Annotated in this window: 17 protein-coding genes; 3 read left to right on the top strand and 14 right to left on the bottom strand. The window is 62.0% G+C overall.

All coding sequences use genetic code 11. From position 1 onward, the window contains the following. Nucleotides 1-184: 184 nt before the first annotated feature. The 4 genes from V1286_RS07350 to V1286_RS07335 all read right to left on the bottom strand — a co-directional run bounded on the left by V1286_RS07350 (nt 185) and on the right by V1286_RS07335 (nt 3,919). Nucleotides 185-370: a hypothetical protein gene (locus V1286_RS07350; protein ID WP_334478564.1), complete on the bottom strand. Its 186-nt coding sequence runs from the start codon at nt 368-370 to the stop codon at nt 185-187. Between the two features lie 172 nt (nt 371-542). Further along, nucleotides 543-1,430: a universal stress protein gene (locus V1286_RS07345; RefSeq protein WP_334478563.1), complete on the bottom strand. Its 888-nt coding sequence runs from the start codon at nt 1,428-1,430 to the stop codon at nt 543-545. A 288-nt stretch (nt 1,431-1,718) separates the two neighbouring features. Then, nucleotides 1,719-2,651, bottom strand: a complete 933-nt coding sequence (locus tag V1286_RS07340; protein WP_334478561.1) for an alpha/beta hydrolase — start codon at nt 2,649-2,651, stop codon at nt 1,719-1,721. Between the two features lie 80 nt (nt 2,652-2,731). Further along, complete coding sequence (locus V1286_RS07335; protein WP_334478560.1) at nt 2,732-3,919, bottom strand: CaiB/BaiF CoA transferase family protein; 1,188 nt, start codon at nt 3,917-3,919, stop codon at nt 2,732-2,734. Between the two features lie 109 nt (nt 3,920-4,028). Here V1286_RS07335 and V1286_RS07330 point away from each other — a divergent pair, with 109 nt between their 5' ends. After that, on the top strand, nt 4,029-4,958 hold the full coding sequence (locus V1286_RS07330; protein ID WP_334478559.1) for a dihydrodipicolinate synthase family protein: 930 nt from the start codon (nt 4,029-4,031) through the stop codon (nt 4,956-4,958). A gap of 84 nt (nt 4,959-5,042) precedes the next feature. After that, the gene (locus V1286_RS07325; protein WP_334478558.1) at nt 5,043-5,234 is read left to right on the top strand and encodes a hypothetical protein; all 192 of its coding nucleotides are present in this window, start codon (nt 5,043-5,045) and stop codon (nt 5,232-5,234) included. A gap of 25 nt (nt 5,235-5,259) precedes the next feature. Here V1286_RS07325 and V1286_RS07320 read toward each other — a convergent pair whose 3' ends face one another. From V1286_RS07320 to V1286_RS07275, 10 genes are all read right to left on the bottom strand, one after another. Further along, nucleotides 5,260-5,922: an endonuclease/exonuclease/phosphatase family protein gene (locus tag V1286_RS07320; RefSeq protein ID WP_334478556.1), complete on the bottom strand. Its 663-nt coding sequence runs from the start codon at nt 5,920-5,922 to the stop codon at nt 5,260-5,262. 17 nt (nt 5,923-5,939) lie between these two features. Next, on the bottom strand, nt 5,940-7,937 hold the full coding sequence (locus tag V1286_RS07315; RefSeq protein ID WP_334478555.1) for a VTT domain-containing protein: 1,998 nt from the start codon (nt 7,935-7,937) through the stop codon (nt 5,940-5,942). A 234-nt stretch (nt 7,938-8,171) separates the two neighbouring features. Continuing rightward, on the bottom strand, nt 8,172-8,426 hold the full coding sequence (locus V1286_RS07310; protein ID WP_334478554.1) for a hypothetical protein: 255 nt from the start codon (nt 8,424-8,426) through the stop codon (nt 8,172-8,174). 12 nt (nt 8,427-8,438) lie between these two features. After that, nucleotides 8,439-8,708, bottom strand: coding sequence for a hypothetical protein (locus V1286_RS07305; protein WP_334478552.1), 270 nt, complete (start codon nt 8,706-8,708; stop codon nt 8,439-8,441). A gap of 53 nt (nt 8,709-8,761) precedes the next feature. Then, nucleotides 8,762-10,324 carry a GNAT family N-acetyltransferase gene (locus V1286_RS07300; RefSeq protein ID WP_334478551.1) on the bottom strand — a complete coding sequence of 521 codons (1,563 nt, stop codon included), beginning with the start codon at nt 10,322-10,324 and terminating at the stop codon, nt 8,762-8,764. A 45-nt stretch (nt 10,325-10,369) separates the two neighbouring features. Next, a complete protein-coding gene (locus tag V1286_RS07295) occupies nt 10,370-11,734 on the bottom strand; it encodes an HlyD family type I secretion periplasmic adaptor subunit (protein WP_334478549.1) in 1,365 nt (454 codons plus the stop codon). A 41-nt stretch (nt 11,735-11,775) separates the two neighbouring features. Next, a complete protein-coding gene (locus V1286_RS07290; RefSeq protein ID WP_334478548.1) occupies nt 11,776-13,944 on the bottom strand; it encodes a type I secretion system permease/ATPase in 2,169 nt (722 codons plus the stop codon). 48 nt (nt 13,945-13,992) lie between these two features. Next, nucleotides 13,993-15,771, bottom strand: a complete 1,779-nt coding sequence (locus V1286_RS07285) for a hypothetical protein (RefSeq protein WP_334478547.1) — start codon at nt 15,769-15,771, stop codon at nt 13,993-13,995. Between the two features lie 292 nt (nt 15,772-16,063). Then, a complete protein-coding gene (locus V1286_RS07280) occupies nt 16,064-16,873 on the bottom strand; it encodes a hypothetical protein (RefSeq protein ID WP_334478545.1) in 810 nt (269 codons plus the stop codon). Nucleotides 16,874-17,173: 300 nt separating this feature from the next. Beyond that, on the bottom strand, nt 17,174-17,761 hold the full coding sequence (locus V1286_RS07275; protein ID WP_334478543.1) for a hypothetical protein: 588 nt from the start codon (nt 17,759-17,761) through the stop codon (nt 17,174-17,176). A gap of 373 nt (nt 17,762-18,134) precedes the next feature. On the opposite strand from V1286_RS07275, the gene V1286_RS07270 reads away from it, so the two are divergent. Beyond that, the gene (locus V1286_RS07270) at nt 18,135-19,013 is read left to right on the top strand and encodes a response regulator transcription factor (protein ID WP_334478542.1); all 879 of its coding nucleotides are present in this window, start codon (nt 18,135-18,137) and stop codon (nt 19,011-19,013) included. The last annotated feature ends 394 nt before the right edge of the window (nt 19,014-19,407 follow it).

Here is a 19,407-nt window from a genome sequence, read left to right as displayed (position 1 = left end):
ATCGGCGCTGCTTGATCGATGTCCGCTATGCCCTGGATAGCGACCAAATTCCGCATCGCAACCAAGTAACGCGATGTGCCGACAGGTGACATCAACTGTCGCGACTGCGACGTCCGTTCACTCGCCGAACCTGAACCCACTCGACGGGTTTTCGTCCTATGCCCAATCCCAAAAGCATCATGGTCTAGTCTTCGTCCGGCTCGCGCACGACCGGCGGCTCGTCGCCGCGGTCGTCTTCGTCCTCTTCCTCTTCGTCCTCGTCCTCTTCGTCTTCATTAGGATCTCGGGGCGGCATCGTGTTGCCCATGATCACGAAGGGACTCCTGTCAATCAACCTGGTGAAAAATTCCTCGGGGATGTGTGGGGCCATGTTGTTACTCCTCAGGTGTGGGGGAACTTGGCTTCAGTCCGCCCGACGCTCCCAGGGAAGGAGGGTCGGTGCGTCAATCGCACGGCCCCCCACCCGCCTTCGGCGAGGGAGCAAGCCCGCCATAGCGTTGGCGTCGGCGGCAACCTGCGCTGGGGTTGCGCTCTGACGAGGGCTAATGCGCCAAGAGAACGGGGCGTGCCGAAGCGTTCTTAAGAATGTGGCGCGTAGCCCCGCCCAGAAGCATCTCGCGCAGGCGGCTATGGGAATAGGCGCCCATGATCAGCAGGCCGGCTTCATGCTCTGCCCCCGCCGCAAGCAGCGTATCGCCCACCGAGCGCAATTCCGGTGCAACCACTTGCGCGGTCGCACCGATGCCATGACAGCGCAAATAGGCAAGCACCTCCGCCTGCGAGGCTTGGCGATTGCTGGCGTCCCGATCAACGCTTATGACCCGCACTGATTTGGCGAGTTGCATGAACGGTATGGCAGCCGAGACCGCGTGCCAGCATTCCGGGCTCTCGTCCCAGGCGATCATCACGCTGTCGGTCAGATCACTCTGCAGGCGAGCCGGTGCCAACAGCACCGGGCGACGGGTCTGCAGCAGCGATTGCTCGGTAATGGCCATGAATGATTCCATCACGGTGGCGCTTGCGGCGACCATTAGGTCGAAGGCAGCGGCCCGTTGCGCCGCGATTTCCACATACGATCCCTCGGCTTCGCGCCAAGATGCCGCGAGCGGGCTGCCGGGCTCGTCGTTCGCCGATAGCATAGGGATGCCGACTACCGCGCAGGCCCGCGCGAAAACCTCACGCGCTTCCCGCGTAGTTCGCTCCCGTTCCTCGGCGTACCAATTTACCGATGCGGCGGTCACCGCTTGTCCCATTTCAGTGACAGTTAGGCCGCCGCGCGCGACACCGCTACGTGTGACCGGCGGCGGCTGGCTGATGAACAGTGCCTGGACGTGAGCCCCCAATGCCTTCGCGGCAGACAGGGCCGTCTCTATTTGGCCGGTGTGACTGGCTGAGCCGGGAAGTGGAACCAGGATTCGCTTGATACTCATGAGAGCCTCCTGCGATGCCGCCGTTTGCGACCGGCAGACGGCATATGTGTGTTGAGCCGAAAGCGAAATCGCGCAATAGCGCCTGATTCATAACGCCCGGAATCACCCCAAAGTTCCGGAGACCCGCAGGTGTGTCGGTTGCCGACATTGGTCGTCGATGCCCGCTTTGGGTCATTCGCGATCGGGTCGGGCCAGCAGCAAGTCCGGCCATGTCCGGAAAAGCGGAAGTAAATTCATCGCGCTTCAATCGGAATTTGGCTGCGTGCTAATGAGTCCACACCCTACTGGCTAGCCCGGCATGAAGACATCGAATGCGGCCCAGAGCTGCTCGCGATGGCGGTCGTCTTCCTGCAGGATTTCGTGCTTCGCACCCGCAATCACGCGATGCGATCCCGCCGGCAGATGCCGGGCAAACGCTGCAATGGCCGAGGTCGATACGATGGTGTCGTCGCCTGCCGCTAGCATCAGGACCGGCTGGTGAACCCGGCCGGCAAACTCGCGCGAACGAAACTCGGCCATCGCGGCAAAGGCCGCGTCGAGCCACGCCACGGTCGGCGACGCGATCCCGAGCGTCGGATCGGCCTCCAGGATAGAAGCGTTGCGGGCGTAGCGGCGCGGGTCCGAGGTCAGGGGATTGCCGGGAAAGGCCGTTGACTTGATCAGGTCGATGCTGCCGCCTGGAATAAACCGCTCGCCCATTCCACCCGCGCGCAGCATGCGCATCAGGCCGCGCATCGGCAGCGAAGTGCGCAGACGCGGCAGGTCGATCATCGGCGCGCAGAGCACGAGGCGTTCGAACATTTCAATGCCGGCATGCGCGACGCGCAGCATGACCGCGCCGCCCATCGAATGGGCCAGCGCAAAATAGGGCGGCGGACAATCCGGCAGTACGACCTGCTTGACGAAGGCCGCCACGTCGATCTCGTAATCCGAAAAATTCCGGACATGGCCCTTGAGCGGATTGCGCAGCCGGCGCGAGGAATGCCCCTGTCCCCGCCAGTCGATGACAGCCACGGCATAACCGCGTTTGCGCAGATCCCGTACCGTCTCGAAATATTTCTCGATGTACTCGCCGCGCCCGGTGAAGACGCAGACGGTCCCCCTGCCGCTGGCCAGCGCCGCCCAGCGCGCAAAGCGCAACATGGCGCCATCCGGCGTCTCAATCGTTCCGGCAAACGCACCCTTCGGAACAGGATTGGCCGGTATCGACAGCAGCGTCATGGCGCTGATGTCCAGGCTGCGGTTTGGCGAAAGACCACCTGACGGCAACGAACAAGACGCCAGGTCGTCGGCCGCGGCATCTAGATGATCCCGTTGTTGCGAAGCGCGGCGATCGCATCCGCGTCGTAGCCGATATCGGCCAGCACGCGATCGGTGTGCTCGCCAAGCGTCGGCGGGCGCGTCGTGATCTCGCCCGGCGTCTCCGACAATCGCACGGCGGCGCGTACCGTCGGCGCGGGCTTCGGCAGGCCCGGATAATCGACATCGTGCATGAAGCCGGTGGCGCGGATGTGCGGGTGCTCGAGCGCCTGTTGCGGGCTCAGCACCGGTCCGGCCGGAATCATCGCTTTGCCCAGCGTATCGACCGCTTCCTGCGTGGTGCGCTCGGCGCACCAGCGCGCCATCCGCTCGCTGATGACAGGACCGTTGTCGCCGCGCTTGAGGTCGTCGGCGAAGCGCGGGTCGTTCAGCCAGTGATCCTCCTCGCCCATCAATCTGGCCCAGCGGATGAACAGCGGATGGCCGGTGACCTGGCACAGCACCCAGCCGTCTTTGGTGCGGTAGATGTCAGCGGGCGCCGCGGTCTGGCCGAGATTGCCGGTCGGCACACGATTGGCTGATATCACTGCCTGCTCGATCAGCGTGGCGTTGGTGAAGGAGAGCGCGGTCGCCAGCAATGCGCCCTCGACGATCTGCCCGCGCCCGGATTTGCCGCGCTCGATCAGGGCGGCCAGCGTGCCGAACGCGCAATGCAGCGCGGTGCCGAAATCGACCCAGTTCACCGCGGCGCGGTACGGCGGATCGCCCTTGCCCGTCATGTACACTGCGCCCGACATCACCTGCCCGACGCCGTCAAACCCGACGCGGTCGGACCACGGCCCGGGCCCGCCGAATGCGGTTGCCGTGGTCAAGATGATGTCCGGCTTGATCGCCTTCAGCGATTCATAATCGAGTTTCATCGCGCGCAGCGTCTGCGGCGGCAAATTGGCAACGACGACGTCAGCGGTGGCCACCAGCCGGCGCATCACCTCCTGTCCCTCCGGTTTCATCGGATCGAGCGTGATGCATTTCTTGTTGCGATTGACCTGCAGGAACAGCGCGCCCTCGCCGCCTTCGCCCACGGGCGCCACGAAACGATCCTCGCTGCCGTCGCGTTTCTCCACGCGAATGACTTCCGCACCGAATTCGGCCAGCAAGGTCGCGCAATACGGCCCCGCGATATAACGCCCGAAATCGAGGACGCGAACGCCCTCCAGAACTCCCCCCATCAATCTTTCCCTTGTTCTTGCTGCGCGATTGCGCCGAGCCTTCTATCATGTTGATGAATGCATCGGACAACCATACAATCACTGATCCTGTTCGAATGGAACATCCAGAATGACCCTGACTGCACAACGGCCCTATCGCGGTGTTTTCCCCGTTGCTCCGACCATCTTCGACGACCGTGGGGAGCTCGATCTCGCGGGGCAACGCCGCTGTATCGATTTCATGATCGACGCCGGCTCCAATGGCCTGTGCATTCTGGCCAACTTCTCCGAGCAGTTCGTCCTGACCGATGCCGAGCGCGAACAGGTGATGCACGCGGTGCTCGAGCATGTCGCCGGCCGCGTTCCCGTGATCGTGACGACGACGCATTTCGGCTCGCGCATCTGCGCCGAGCGCAGCCGCCAAGCCCAGGACGCGGGCGCGGCGATGGTGATGATCATGCCGCCCTATCACGGCGCTACTTTCCGCGTGCCGGAAAAGGGAATTTTCGACTTCTATCGCACCGTGTCTGACGCCATCGACATCCCCATCATGATCCAGGATGCGCCCGTCGCCGGGACGCCGCTTTCGGTCGACCTGCTGGCCCGCATGGCGCGGGAAATTCCGAACATCCGCTATTTCAAGATCGAGGTGCCGATGGCGGCGGCGAAGCTTCGCGATCTCATCGCGGCCGGCGGCGACAGCATCGAAGGGCCCTGGGACGGCGAGGAAGCCATCACGCTGATGGCCGATCTCGATGCCGGCGCGACCGGCGCCATGACGGGTGGCGGATACCCTGACGGCATCAGGCAAATCGTCGATCCGTATCTTGCGGGGCGCCGGGAAGAAGCGATGGCGGCCTATGGGCGATGGCTGCCGCTGATCAATTACGAAAACCGCCAATGCGGCTTGCAGGCCGCCAAGATCCTGATGCAGGAAGGCGGCGTGATCGGCTCGGACGCGGTTCGTCATCCCCTGCAACGGGTTCATCCGGCGGCGCGCGCGGGTCTCATTGAAATCGCCCGCCAGCTCGATCCCGTCGTGTTGCGCTGGGGACAGTGATATCGCCTTCATGACGGCCAACGCAAAAGCTCGCGGGAACGGAACCTTCACTTCGATCAAACGTAAAAATCGGGGAGGAGCGACATGACCGAACAACAAATTTTTGCCTTGCTGCTGGGCGAGGCGGCGATGACGGTCTGGGGCGATATGCCGCGCGACATTCAGGAAGCGTTGTTCGAGACCGCGATGCGCGAGCGGGAGGACCTGCGCCATGGCCTCGCCTGTCTGCTGCATGAGCGCCACCCCAGAACGCAGCATCCGGCCAAGCCCGCGTGACCGAGCCTACCTGACGCAAGCCCCTCTACTGCGGAAATGCAACGTCCGCGATCACGGGAAGATGGTCCGAATAGGCGCGGGCCTTGCGATCGGTCCAGGCCGAGCGGATCGCCAGATCGCGCGAGGCATAGATCCGGTCCAGCCGCATCATCGGCAACCGGGAGGGAAACGTCCGCAAGCGCGTTCGCACCGGGCAAATCCGCGCCAGCACGCCCCTCACCGACTTCACCCAGAACCAGTCATTGAAATCGCCGAGCACGAGCGTCCGCGTCGGCTGCACCAGGTCCGCCAGGGCATGGGCCTGGGCGTGCCTTTCATGGATGCTCAGGCCGAGATGCGTGGCAATGACCGTTACCTCGCCATGATCAGACAGGATGCGTGCGGCAATGGCCCTGCGGGGCTCCCGTTCCAGATACGAGACGTCGGAAATTTTCGGCGGCTCGGCGAAGGGCCAGCGGCTCAACAGCACCTGTCCGTAGTCGCCGTCCTCGGTGACGATCGATCGCGCATCGACGCTGTGGTCGCCGACGGCCTTGGCCAGCAGGGCAAAGGGGTCATCGGTTCGTCCGCGCGAATCGACCTCCTGCAGCGCCACGACATCAGGCGACCAGTGACGGATGATGGAGCACACGCCGTCCAGATCGAAACCCGGATTGAGGTGGAAGATGCCGTGAACATTCCACGTCATGATGCGTATCGTAGCCGTCACGTTCGTCGTCCCGCCATCCACGTCACCAAAAACTGCACGCCAAGGCACAGCGCGATCCAGGCGAGGATCGCCAGCGCCAGCAGCACCGCGTTCGTCCACGAGGCGTTCCTGGCCAGATCCGCGATCTGCGCGCCGAGCGCGGCCATGACCGCGATCCCCGGCGCCATGCCGAGCACGGTGCCGAGCAGAAAATCGCGCAGGCTGAGCTTGCTGGCGCCCGCCACCAGGTTCACGATCGAGAACGGGGCGATCGGCACCATCCGGATCATCGCGACCGCGACGACCCCCTTGCCGATAATGCGGCTCTGAACCCGGGCCGCCCGGCGCCCGAGCAGGCGCTGCAGCCGCGCCTGGCCCAGCACGCGGCCGATCGAAAACAGCGTGAGTGCGCTGAGCAGCACGCCGGCGCCGGCGCTGAAGAAACCCATCCACGGCCCCAGCGCCGCCGACGTCGCCGCGATCAACACCAGCACCGGAAACACCACCAGCCCGCCGACGACGAAAGCGGCAATCGCCAACAGCGGCGCGAATTGCGTCCGCGCGGATTGCGAAATGACCGAGGAGACGAAGCCGACGTCAGCGAAATCGCGTAACGACGTGTACTGCCAGGCTAGCGCCAGGCCGGCGAGCGCCGCGGCCAACCCCGACACGGCCAAAATGGTTCTTGCTGTCCACATGCGATTGGCGGCGCGATCGAGGTGAAGCGGTTCTCGGGGATCGGCGACGGGCTGCACCATAGTTGCCATGCTGCCGGCCGTCGCGGCCGGGTCGATCGGCTGCAACGATTTTGTGCCGCCGCGCTCCGCCAGGCGGTCGAGGAATCCAAACAGATCGGCTTCGTTGCTTTCGATCTCCCGTTCTTCGACGCCGCAGAAATGCCCGATCAGGCTGCGGCGAAGCCGGGCGATATACTCCCGATGCGCACCGCACGTCGCCTCGAAGGCGAGATCGCACTCAGTGTCAGCGCCCATCGAGCGATTGTTGAGGTTGGCCGAACCCACGCGCAGGATGCGGTCGTCGACGATCATCACCTTGCTGTGCACCATGACGACGGCAGCCTGGTCCGCATCCCTTGTCGATGGATAGAGAAAGCGAATCCGGTCCATGACGCCTGCTGCTACGAACTGGGCGATGAATCCGCCGCGGCCGCTCTGCATGGCCTGCGATTCGAACCAGGACGAATGCATCTTCGGCGTGACGATCAGAACGCGAAGCTGTGGCACATCCAGCATCCGCTGCGTCAAGAGGCGCGCGATGTCGGTGGCGCTGGTGAACTGGTTCTCGATATAGATGAAGCGATCGGCCGCATTGATGGACGCCTTGAACAGAAGCGCGACCTCGTTCACGCCGGCTTCACTCGCGGTGGCGATCTCGGTCCGCGCGATGCCCACCGTCATTCCCCGGCATTGCACCGGCACCGAGGCCGGCCAGCGCTCGCCCTTGACGGATACGGTTGTTTCGACCGTGCAGCCGGCGGCGCGCCACCTGTTCTCCGCCAACTCCGTCAGGCTGACCGCGGCTTTCCCATCCACCATGCATTGCACGTCGTGAAACGGCGGATAGGGCTTGCCGTCGGGATCGGTGCGGAGCGGATGATGGGCTTCGTGCGCGCTCGTGTCCCAGCGCCTTATCGTGAGGTCGAGACCGCCGACGAACGCAAGCGCGCCGTCAATGACGACGATCTTCTGGTGCTGCGACGACCCCAGAGGAAGGCTGGAGTCGAAGCAGAAACAAAGCCGGTCCGCTGTTTCCGAGGTGAATTTGGCGGCTGAATTCCACTCCCGCTCCGCCGCGTAGAGGGCCGGGAAATTCCAGCTCAGGATGTTGATCCGCAGCTCGGGCTTCGCCTTCAGGAGCGCTTTCAGAAACGCGCCGAGCTCTTCCGGATAACCATCATCGGCCTGCCCGGAAGGCCCGACGAACCGGGTCAGGCTGTGGATGTCCCAGCCGATGATGTAGACTTGGCTCGTCGCGAGCAGCAGCGCTTCCCGCAAAGCGGCGAAATATGCGGCTGCGTCATTGAGGATTGCCAGCCGCCCTGCCTTGCACCTTCTCCAGACGGTGTCGCCCGGGATGAGGATGGATGAGCTTTGCAGCAGGCGGCACCTCGGCAAAACAATGGGCGCGGGACCACGCGCGCAGGCCCGCTGTGAGCAAACGTTTGGCAGGCAAGACCGTTCCTGCACCCGGAACGGTTTTGCGCTCCGCAATTGCTCGGGAAATCCAGTCTAGCGGCGATCCTGGCCGGACGGGCCGTCTTCCCCGGCCACCGGCTCGATGTAGGTGCTGTGCAACGAGGTTGCCGACCTGAAGCCGTCGAACATCACGCGGACCGTGCTGCGATAGCGGCCCATGCCGATGACGACCCCTTCCCTGCCGGCGAGATTTGGGCATCGCGCCGCGCCGAGTGCGGTCATCCTGATGCGGGTCCGTGGAGACAGCCCGGGCGGTTCTGCAGGCGATCGCGACGAACCGAGAGCCATTGCGGGACTCATCTATTCACCCGGCGATGAAAAGCGTTCTGCGTCGAAGGCCTGGCGGGAAATCCACCGACGCACCATGCGATTGACCAACGCCGGCGGGTCGGAGGCAATCACAGCTGCCGCCCACGCGGGCAGCACAGGCATCCGGCCATCGAACCCCGGCTGCGAGCCGTCACAAGCCACCGCATGAGGCAGTCCGCCAGGGATTTCGGGCGCAATGGTGTCCTTGCCGGGCGCACCTCCAGAACACCAATGCCTGTCGTTTCCGTTCATCGTGACCATCGTGCCCGCTCCTTCCCCGCCATGGCCAGCAGGGCCGTGCCGGCAAACCCGCGTCACGCCGAGACCGAGTGTTCGCTGGCGGTCTGCCGGTCCGGCGTGGGCCGCCAATCGCGCCACTTCCGGACCGACGGGGCGCTCGCCGGTTCGATCGCGGCCAGCACCGCGGCGTTGATCTCCGCCATCCGCCCGAGCTTGGCCATGCACCTGGCAACCGCGACGAAACCATCCGGCTGATCCGGTTGCAGCCGCATGAATTCGAGGTGCTGGCGCAATGCTTCCTCGTGTTGACCGAGGCTTTCGCAAACCTGGCCCAGACATTGCCACGCCTTGGCGGCGTCGGGCCGAACCGTCGTGAGAATCCGGAACTGCCGTTTGGCCGCGGCAAAGTCACCCTTCGCCGCCAGCAATTGGCCGAGCCGGTGCAACGCATCGGCGTGCTTCGGCTGAACCTCCAGGATCCGCCGGTAGCCGATTTCCGCGTCAGTCGACTTTCCCTTCCGGTGCAGTTCGGTCGCCAGTTGCAGGACCTCGGGAATGCTGCGGGTGTCGATCCCGCCGCCTAGATTCCTGCCGTTCCTGGTCTCCAGAACGGTGCAGCGGATCTTGCGCTCCGCGCAGCCGAACGAATATTTGTACGGCTCGTTTCCGCGCAGGAAGTCGTATTCGGAAAAGCCGTTCGCGATCGCGTGGCGAATGCTGAAGGCGTGCAGGATCACTCCTGACGGCGGCCCGTCGAACGTCTCGTCACGTCCGGTCATGTAGAACAAAAACGCCCGCTTGCGCGGATCCACCAGCGTGGCCAGCGCCGCGACGGGCCGGTCGCGATGCCAGAAAGTCGGCAGGTACAGCATGCCGGATTGAAAGCTGCGCGTCAGCATGGCGCCGTTCGAGGCGACCAGGCTTTCGATCCTGTCACCCTTGCGAGGACGCCATTTCGTCTCCCAGAAGCCCAGCAAGGTCTTGAGGTCCTGCGCGAACGTCTCGGGCGTCGAAACGGTTATTCGATATTCGCCGGGCATATCGACCTGCTTGAGGAGGCGCCGGATTTTCTGCCTGGTATTGGCGCTCAGCGATTCCAGATAGCTATTCCAGTCCTTGGGTAGCGTGAGATACGGGCAGAGACTGTTATCGATACCGTCGACCTTGTTGACCCTGCCGACCTCCGTATAGTTGAAATTGGCTTTCGGAAAGCAGGCCAGAAGCAACCGCGAGCGCCGCTCCGACATCCGCACATTTTCAAGATTGAGCCGCGCCCAATTCATCTGCCTGATGCAGCGGGCAAAGGCTGGAATGACCTTGTTCTCCGCCTCGGGCCTGCAAATGATGCCAGAGTAGTCGGCTGCGAAATTGCCGGCCATCCTCAGGTCGCTGACGACGTCTGATTTCTCGATCCTGTTCTGCAGCCGCAAGGGAAGGAACGCAACATAAGGCAGATCGGCGGACTCGCCGGCTTTTGCCGCCAGGATGAACCACGGCCGCTGGAGGTGGGACAGCCAGCCGTTGAGCCATTGCCACGACAGGAATATCTGCGCTTCGTCGTCCGCGTCGTAGACGCCGTTCCAGTTGTCCTCGAGCTTGGCCAGGGACGGCAGGGTTTCGATGATGTCGATATGCACGGCGGACACCTTTCCAAAGCTGCGTGTTAACTGCTCATTGATCGTCTAGCGCTCTCGGAATGCGCGCATCATGCTGTCGTGGATCGGCCTGACGATGTACTGGAAGAACGTCCGCTCCGACGTTTTGATGTAGACCTCGGCCGGCATGCCGGGCGTCGGGCTGAAGTTCGGCACATTCCTGCTCTCCTCGCTGTTGAGCTTGACGCGCACGATATAGATGTCGGTCGGTCCCACCTGCTGGGACTTCTTTTCGTCCGCCAGCGTATCGGCCGAGAGATAGATGACGTCGCCGGAAACCATCGGCGTAATGCGCTGATTCAGCGCCGTCAGCCGCACCATCGCTATCTGTCCGTGCTTCACGCTGTCGATGTCCTGCGGCCGCAACCGCGCCTCGATGATCAGCTCGTCCTTCAGCGGCAGCAACTCCATGATGTTCTTGCCGGCCTCGACCACCCCGCCCCGCGTATGATAGCGCAGCTTCACCACCACGCCGCTCACTGGCGCCGTGACGCGGACCCGATCGAGGATGCCCTTGGCGCTCAGCATCCGCTCGCGGACGTCGGCCAGTTCGCCGCGGATCTCGTGCATCTGTTCGACCGCGGTCTTGATCGCGGTCTTGCGCACGCCATTGATCTGCTCGACCGCGCGGGCGATGCGTTCCTTGGCATCGCCGATGTCGCCCATGATGCGGCCGACCTCGCCTTCCAGATTGGCCTTCTGCCGCTGCAGCACCATCAGTTCCGGTTTGCGCACCAGCCCGGCCTGCACCAGCTTGTCCTTGGTCACGATTTCCTCATCGAGCAGAACGATCTGCCGATGGGCGGCGTCGAGCTGCACCCGGGATCCCCGGATTCGCTCCTCCAGCGCGTTGATGCTCTCCTGGATGCTCTTGACGTCGCTGTTGAGGTTGTTGCGGCGCGCCGTGAATGTCATTTGCTGGCTGTCGACGATTTCCCTCGCCTCGGGCGAGCTGGGCAGCCATTGGACGATCTCGGGCGGCAAGGTGATTTCTTTTTCCTCCTTCATCTCGGCCTGCAGCCTCGCATCGATGGCCGTCAGGCGGATGCGCCGCAGGAACAGCCGCTGCAGCTCCGCGCGCGCCGCGGTGTCGTCGAGCTCGAGCAGCATTTGTCCGGCTTCCACCGTGTCGCCTTCGCGAACGTAGATTTCGCGGATCATTCCGCCCTCGAGATGCTGGACGATCTTGTTCTGTCCGGTAACGACGAACACGCCCGAGGCGACCACGGCGCCGGCGATCGGCGCCATGTTGCCCCAGACGCCAAAGCCCATCAGCACCACCGCCATGATCAGCGCACCGGCAACGGTTGGCAGCCTGGTCGATCGCGGCAGCGAATCGTACCAGGTGCCTTCCGATTCCGCGGCGCGGACCGCAATTTTCCTGTTGGCCATCGCGTAACCTCGTTGCTGTCAAACCCGGCCGGCGCCTTCGATCAATTCAACGAAGGCGGATCACCCGGCCCTGTCGGGATATTGTTCGGCTTGCGTCCGGTGATCATCGGAATGATCTCGTCGCGGCCGCCGAAAGCCTGCACCGCGCCCTGATGCAGGATCATGATCTTGTCGACGCTCATCAGCAGCGCCGCGCGCTGGGTGATCGTCACCACCGTGATCTGTTTTTCCTTGGCGCGCACCAGCGCCTTGGCCAGTGCCCGCTCGCCGTTGGCGTCCAGATTCGAATTCGGCTCATCGAGCACGATCAGGCGCGGGTTGCCGTAGAACGCGCGCGCCAGCCCGATCCGCTGCCGCTGGCCGCCCGACAGCGGGCTGCCGTCCATGCCGACGATGGTCTCGTAGCCCTGGGCAAAACTCGAAATCATCTCATGCACGTCGGCGGTCTCGGCGGCGTCGAACACGTCCTCGTCACGTGCGTCGTCGCGCATGCGGCCGATGTTGGCCTTGATGGATGCCGGGAACAGTTGCACGTCCTGCGGCAGGTAGCCGACGCTCTCGCCGAACTGGCGCGGATCCCAGTTGCGCAGGTCCATCATGTCGAGCCTGACGCTGCCGGCGGTCGGGATGATGGATCCGACCAGCATGCGGGCCAGCATGGTTTTCCCGGTGCCGGAATCTCCCACAATGGCCAGCGATTCCCCGGGCTTCAATTGAAAGCTGATTCCGTTCAGGATCACCTTCTTGTTCGGCGGCGGCACGTAGAGAATGCGCTCGACATTGAGATAGCCGGCCGGACGCGGCAGGCGGAGCCGCTCCAGGTTGAGCGGCGAGTTCAGCAACAGCGACTTGATGCGGGCATAGGCCGAACGCGCCTGCACGAAGCTGCGCCAGCCTTCGATGGTGCCCTCCAGCGGCGCCAGCGCGCGGCTCGCCACGATCGAGGCGGCGATGACCATGCCGCTGGTGATCTGAGCGTCCAGCGCCAGCCAAGCGCCCCAACCCAGGATGGCGATCTGGGTGCACAGCCGCAGGAACTTCGATATCCCCGTCATCAGGATGTTGAGATCCTGTCCGATCACTTGCGCCTTCAAGGACTCCACGGTTTCGCGGCCCCATACCTGAACGCCTTCCGGAATCATGCCCATCGCATTGATGACCTGGGCATTGCGGGCCATCGATTCCGCCTGCAGGTTTGCCCGGGCGCCGTAATTGTTCGCCTGGTTGAACGGGATCGCGGTGACGCGCTGGTTCAGCAGCGCAACCGCGACCAGCGCGACGCCCGAGCCCAGCACGATGAATCCGAGATGGGGATGGATCAGGAAAACGACCGCGAAATAGACCGGCGCGACCGGCGTATCGAACATCGTCAGCAATACCGGACCGGTAATGAAGGCTCGGAGGTGCTGCAGGTCGGCAAGCGTCTGGAATTCGCGGCTGGATCCACTCTGCGCGGATTTGGCGGCGGCACTGAGCACCGGTCCGCCCAGTTTGGCTTCGGTCTCGACCGCAACCCGCATCAGGATGATGCGGCGCATCATGTCCATCAGCACGTGCGCCCCGATCGCGATGACCACGATAATGGTCAGCATCACCAGCGTGTCCGTGCTGCGGCTGGTCAGCACGCGATCGGACATGTTGAACAGGTAGATCGGTATAGCCAGTACCAGCAAATTGACCACAACCGAGAAGATCCCGACGGTCACCATGTTGCGGCGGGCGTTCGCCAGACCGCTGCCGAGCACGTCCCTGAATTCATTGTCGCTGGAACGCTTGTGCAGCGGCGGGGAGTTACCGCCGCCGCCGCCTCCACCACCGTTGCCGCCTGAAGAGCCGCCACCGTCCTTGTCGCCTCCGGTGCGCAGCGGCGGGGCTGGAACCGCTTGCTCGATCACGACGGTGGATCCCGGCGGCGGGCTCTTGGCTTCCGTCTTGGCTTCAGTTTTAGCTTCCGTCTTCGCTTCGGTCCTGGCTCCTTCCCGCGGAGATGGCTTGAGCGACGGCAACTCGACGATCTTGGCTTCGACCGGGGCATTGTTCTCGTCGGCAAATTTGACGGGCGGATCTTCGGCCGGATCTGCGACGCGCGAAGGCGATGAATCAAACCACGGACGAAGCGGAATTATCTTCGCCGTGTTCGACGTTGCTTCGTCATGCTGAATTAGGCGTCCGCTCGCGGCGCTGCCTGGACGATTATCCCAGCCCCACATTTGAAAACTCTCCTGCAATTGCAATAAACAAAACAACTGCTCTTGCCGCTAATGCAGCACGCTTGCCATCGGGTCTGACTGCACCGAATTGGCAATCGCTGCCGGCGGCGGGCTCGCCGTGTCCTGAGGGTGGTCATCGACGAAAGCAATGAGTTCGGTCACCAGCGCGTGGGTATCGCCGTTGACGGCGCTGTCCGAAGCTGTCGGCACCAGATCGGCCTGCACCAAAATGGAATCGGTGTAGATGTGGCCCCCGACGTAAGTTGCATCAGGATTGACGTCCACGATCGCAGCGTCGTTGACCAGTTCGTTGCCGCCTGTGGTGACCGACTGCGTCACGGCTCCGTCCGGATCAAGCGCCAGCAGATCGGCCACGGGCTGGTTCTGGAGCTGATACATCACGTCGACGTCGGAGGTGATGTTGGTCTGCCAAGCCGCGTTGATGTCGTAATAGTCTCCAGTGATGTACAGCACTTTCAGCGGGCCGCCATGACCGATGAGGGCACCGGCCAATTCGGGATCGAGCGATGTCATGCCGGCGTCCAGCAGCCTTTGGATCAGCTCGAGGTTTCCGGGCAGCTCGTCGAAAGTATCGCCGCCATAGTTCGCAATCGTGGCGTCGTTCAACAGGTTGTTGTTGTCTGAACTCGCTGATTGAGATGGATCGGCGCCGTCGGCCGCCATCTTGATCTTGTCATTGTCCAACAGGATGTTGTTTTGAAAGATCACGTTCAGGCCGTGATAGCTGCCCTTGATGATGATCAGGTCGTATTCAACGCTGCCGTCGATGATCTGGGCCAGATTACCCTGGGTATTATAACCGCTGACGAGGTTATAATGGCTGCTGCTGCTGACCTGTGTTGCCACATCGTTGTCGGAGAGAAGGTTGACCTGCGCGACTGCATGAACGCTGTAGAAGTCGCCGTCGACCACGTCGACGATCCAGTTCGGGCCGGCAAATTGGGCCGAGAAGCCAGTGTAGATGCTGGGGTTCTGGACAAAATCGGCGATATTGGTCGCGACGTCCTGATCGCTGGTGGATGATGGCTCGCGGTCCCCGCCCGATATGCGGACCCGATCATCGTCCATAATGGTGTTGGTCTGGAAGATGGCATCGGTCTTGAAGTAATCTCCCATCACCACCATGGTGCGGGCGGACTCGCCGATATCGACGATCAGCGCCGCGTTGATGCTGAAGTTATTGCCCAACGAAGCCCACTGGCCGATACCGTGCCCGGTGTCGGGCAGTTCTGGCGCCTCGGCCGGCGGCGTCTCTTCCGACGGCCGCTCCTGCAGCTCGCCGTTGACATAGTAGCCAGGGGTCACCGAGTGTGCATCCGGCTCGCCGCCGCCAGCGGCCCGGGCCGCGTCGTGAGCCCTCAGGAAATCCGTAGCGCCGCCATCGGTCTGCGGCATCTGCCAGTCGACGGGAATCGCTGCGTTCGCATCGGCCGCCAATTCCTCGATAATGGTCATCGCATCGCTGTTGAGGCGTTCGATCAGAGGCGCAACCACGGCCAGGGCATCCGTCGGCAGATTGACGTCGTCATCATGCATGAAGTTGTATTGATGAGCCGTCAGTTGGGTCTCCGGGCCACCATCCTGGTATTTTACTGTGACGTGATGTTCAACGTTGCCTCCTCCGCCACCGCCGCCGCCCGGCGGTTTCGGCAGCGGCACGTTCGGCGACGAACGCGGAGAGAAATCTGAATCGTCGTCCTCGGGATTCCGAAGCAGCTTGAGCGGGCGGCCTCGGACGAAATGGATCGGATCGTCCGGCATCAGCTCCGGCACCGGGCCGGCTGCGGTCTCCATGTCTTCAGGCACGACGCGGTAATCGTAATTCGGCCGCAGCGTGGTGTAATCGCCGGGGGGATGGGGCGCGAGACTCTCGTCATACTCGGCGCGGTCGCGGGCGATGTCGTGGAAGATCTGCAGATAACCTGCGAAATGGGAAATTATTTCAACGAAGCTCGCTGACGCCATGGGAACCTCCCCGTTACCGTAGACTGTTGAAGCCGCGATACGGCCCTCAGTCCCTATCGGCAACGCAGCGACTGAAATGAAATGACTGGCAAAAAAGACCCGCGCGGCTGGTGCCGCGCGGATCGAGTGAAAACTAGCCTATATCGTTATCAGTCAGAGCGTCACCCGCAGCCTGAATGGTGATGCTGTTGAACTGGATGTTCGCACCCTGCGTGATGTTCTGATCGAAGGCAGACTGGTTGAGAACTGCATCGGCACTGGACGAAACGTTTGCACGATCGCCAATAGCGTCGGCGTCGATCCTGGAGTCGCCACCCTCGATCTTGGCGTCCATGCTGAAGCTGGCACCCGGCTCACACCACGATCCACCGTTGCCGCCATAGTAAGTGGCCTGCGAGCTGTTGCTGTCTTGATCGACCAGGTTGTTGACCTGATCAATATTGAACTGGTTGCCGTCGTTCATCGTCTGGGTCACGACGTCAGGCATGACGACAGAACCGTGCGTGTCGAAGTCGTAGAGAGCGATGACCGGGGTGCTCAGGCCGCTTGTGTCCACATCGACATCCACATCGACATCAACGTCTACCTTGCTCTCGACGGTGTTTTCGATCTTGTTTTCGATGTTGTTGTCGATCTTGTTGTCGACCGTGTTGTCGACGTCGTTGTCGAGATCGTTATCTACCTTGTTGTCGAGCTTGTTGTCGACGGTATTCTCGTTCTTGTTCTCATTCTTGTTGTCGTTCTCGTTGTCGTTCTCGTTCTCGCTCTTGGAATCCAGCGACTGAACGGCGAACTGCAACTGGCCCTGACCTTGGCCTTGGCCTTGGCCTTGACCTTGCAACTGAGCCTGGAGATTGGCCTGCGCCTGCAACTGGTCTTGCTTCTGGTCCTGGTCCTGTTCCTGATCGTTGGGATCCCAATACTTCTTGGCCTGCTTAGCCATAACGCGCTCCTGAGGTTGGAGCATCGCGGGCGGAACGAGATCGCTGATCTTCTAAGTCTGCGGTCTTCGAAGCGCGGCGGTGCTCTTTGCGTCGGTCCTTCCGACTGCCGGCACCTCGCCTTATTGCGGGTGTCAGCAATGTCAGTTTGCCGACACATCTTCGCAAACAACATGCACGCATTAGATGCAGCGCTGTATCTTGCGATATCAACGATCGACGCCGTTGTGGCTTCGACAGAGTCAGTTTTTGAATGAACAGAAGCGGGACGAGGCAGGATTGCTCGTCATGCGCGGCCTGTTTCAAGCCGCATCAACGGACGCGCTTTGCGGCTGTGCGCCGCAGACATGCGCTTCAAGGCGCGGCAGCAGATCCCAGATCTCGCGGTTGATTTTCGTCATCTCGTGGGTCGTCCGCAGCATCTCCTGCAGACGGCCTTCGTCCAGCGCCTTTATCTCTCCGAACCTCAGGCTCGACCTTGTTTCCATCAATCGCATCGACTGCGTGTGGGTGATGGCGCCCGAGGAATCGAAGATGAACATGCAGTGATTCAATTCATTGCGGACCTTGGTGGACTCCGAGAACCGTTCGATGAGCGCCGTCAGATTTTTCGACAGAACCTTGTCGCTGACCCTGATCTTGGCCAGTCGCTGGATCAGATCGAGTCTCGCGCGGGTCGTGTTCAGTGTCGCGAACACCACCGCGGCGGAAGCCTCGTCGGTGCGCAGCAGAATCATCAGCACGTAGATGAAAAGGCTTTCGTTGTTCGACCAGCTGCAGATCAGGTTTCCGATCAGGGCGAGAACGAATGTACGGCGGTCTGCCGAGGCCGGCGCTGCCGCGGCGAGCATGTCGAAGTCCGGTTTTGGAGGCAGCTTGCTGACAAACATGGCAATGTGTCCGCAGATACAGGCCGACAATATTCACTCATTCGATGGTACCGACTTCGTCGCCAAGGCAGTACGTATCGAAAGATATATTCGCAGAGGTTGGGTCTAGACTCCCATACAACCGTTGTATTCAAAAAATGCCGCCTTCTTGCTACGATCTTGCTGGAGTTCCCTTTTTTTCGACGACTTCTCGTCACACTCATTGTCACACTCACGCTTCTTGGCATTCCGTCATAATAAGAGTAAACTTTTATGCACAATTAAGATGCTAAGTGATCTGTTTCACAGCGGCCCAGAAGGGCTGCAAGCAATCTATCGATAGTCATAGAATGTAATCACCGATAGTCATTGGACGTAATGTAGGGGGCGCGTTATGTCGGTCCCATTTAGGAAGACAGTTTTCCTTGTCGACGCGATGGCCTTCAGACGAGCTCGCGCAGAGAGCTTCCTAAACCCGTGGGCACGGAACGAAAGCGTCGAACTGATTTCGCTCGATCCCGACGAAGCCCACACAAGACTTGTCGAGCGCGCCGTGTGCGACATGCTGATTTACAGCGTCGGTGCGCCATCTCCCCACGAGGTCTTCACCGAGATACAGGTATTACACACCCTTCGCCGTGACGCGGCGCTCGCCATCGTCTCCGACGATGAAAATCCCTCCACCGTTCTCGCCGCAATCCGTTGCGGGGCCCAGGGTTACTTCAGCAATTCCATGCCACCCGAGCTTGCGTTGCAGGCCCTTTCGTTCGTCCTGCACGGCGGTACTTATTTTCCGCCGACTGCCATCATGGCCAGCCAGACCTTCAGCGCGCCGGCGCCCATCGAATATAGACTGCCCGACCTTTCCCCGGAGCAACCGCTTCCGGGACCTGAACTACAGACGCAGGCACCACCTCTCGGGCCGGACGACGGCCTTTACGAGCAGCAAGTCTCCCTTTTCGACGACAAGGCGGCTACTAGCGTACCGCGCGACTATGGCTTCAACGGCATACGGCCCGCGCCCGAGTTTACCGAGCGGCAGTACGCCGTTCTGGTTTGCCTCTGCCAGGGCGACCCCAACAAGGTCATCGGTCGCAAGCTCGGCATGACCGAAACAACCGTGAAAGTCCATGTCCGCGAAATCATGCGCAAGCTGGGCGTAAGCAACCGGACCCAGGTCGCGATCGCCGCGGCGCATGTCTGCTCGAACAACGCAGTCGAACTGGTTTCCGCGGATTTATCCATGGCGGTCAAGCCGTCGATCTCTCACTAGCGATGAATTTTCGGCACCGCGTCCCAAGTGCCATTGCGCCATCCTTGCGGAAATGAATCAGTACCCCATCGGTTCCACAATGCGCGCGTTGGAGAAGACACAGGGTTCATTGGTACTAATCCTTCCGACATAGCGATTCACGAAAGAACGAGTACCGAGGAGGCTTTCGCACCCCCCTCGTTCCCCGGTCCTCCGCTCCAGCCGGGATTCGCGGCAGGGAACACGCTTCTGAAGGAAAAGCCGGCGCCCGGGCGGCCCTTTCCCGCGGCCGATGGCGTGCTCGATCGGCTCCGCGAGGATGCGCCGCCGGGTGGGCTTAGATTTCCTCCATCTCCCCGGCGGTCTTTCCGGCAGCGCCTCGTTGCGGAAAGCCGGCAGCACCCCATTGCAATCC

The sequence above is a fragment of the Bradyrhizobium algeriense genome (assembly GCF_036924595.1).
GTDB classification, from domain to species: Bacteria; Pseudomonadota; Alphaproteobacteria; order Rhizobiales; family Xanthobacteraceae; genus Bradyrhizobium; species Bradyrhizobium algeriense.
Note: the sequence above shows the minus strand (reverse complement) of the source record. Positions and strands in the feature narration are given on the sequence as shown.

Bases quoted from the DNA above. Each gene is read 5' to 3' on its own strand.
- V1286_RS07280 (WP_334478545.1), bottom strand. From the start codon at position 16,873: ATGGCTAAGCAGGCCAAGAAGTATTGGGATCCCAACGATCAGGAACAG.
- V1286_RS07295 (WP_334478549.1), bottom strand. From the start codon at position 11,734: ATGGCCAACAGGAAAATTGCGGTCCGCGCCGCGGAATCGGAAGGCACC.
- V1286_RS07325 (WP_334478558.1), top strand. From the start codon at position 5,043: ATGACCGAACAACAAATTTTTGCCTTGCTGCTGGGCGAGGCGGCGATG.
- V1286_RS07335 (WP_334478560.1), bottom strand. From the start codon at position 3,919: ATGGGGGGAGTTCTGGAGGGCGTTCGCGTCCTCGATTTCGGGCGTTAT.
- V1286_RS07310 (WP_334478554.1), bottom strand. From the start codon at position 8,426: ATGGCTCTCGGTTCGTCGCGATCGCCTGCAGAACCGCCCGGGCTGTCT.
- V1286_RS07330 (WP_334478559.1), top strand. From the start codon at position 4,029: ATGACCCTGACTGCACAACGGCCCTATCGCGGTGTTTTCCCCGTTGCT.
- V1286_RS07270 (WP_334478542.1), top strand. From the start codon at position 18,135: ATGTCGGTCCCATTTAGGAAGACAGTTTTCCTTGTCGACGCGATGGCC.
- V1286_RS07345 (WP_334478563.1), bottom strand. From the start codon at position 1,430: ATGAGTATCAAGCGAATCCTGGTTCCACTTCCCGGCTCAGCCAGTCAC.
- V1286_RS07340 (WP_334478561.1), bottom strand. From the start codon at position 2,651: ATGACGCTGCTGTCGATACCGGCCAATCCTGTTCCGAAGGGTGCGTTT.
- V1286_RS07290 (WP_334478548.1), bottom strand. From the start codon at position 13,944: ATGTGGGGCTGGGATAATCGTCCAGGCAGCGCCGCGAGCGGACGCCTA.
- V1286_RS07305 (WP_334478552.1), bottom strand. From the start codon at position 8,708: ATGGTCACGATGAACGGAAACGACAGGCATTGGTGTTCTGGAGGTGCG.
- V1286_RS07275 (WP_334478543.1), bottom strand. From the start codon at position 17,761: ATGTTTGTCAGCAAGCTGCCTCCAAAACCGGACTTCGACATGCTCGCC.
- V1286_RS07350 (WP_334478564.1), bottom strand. From the start codon at position 370: ATGGCCCCACACATCCCCGAGGAATTTTTCACCAGGTTGATTGACAGG.
- V1286_RS07320 (WP_334478556.1), bottom strand. From the start codon at position 5,922: ATGACGTGGAATGTTCACGGCATCTTCCACCTCAATCCGGGTTTCGAT.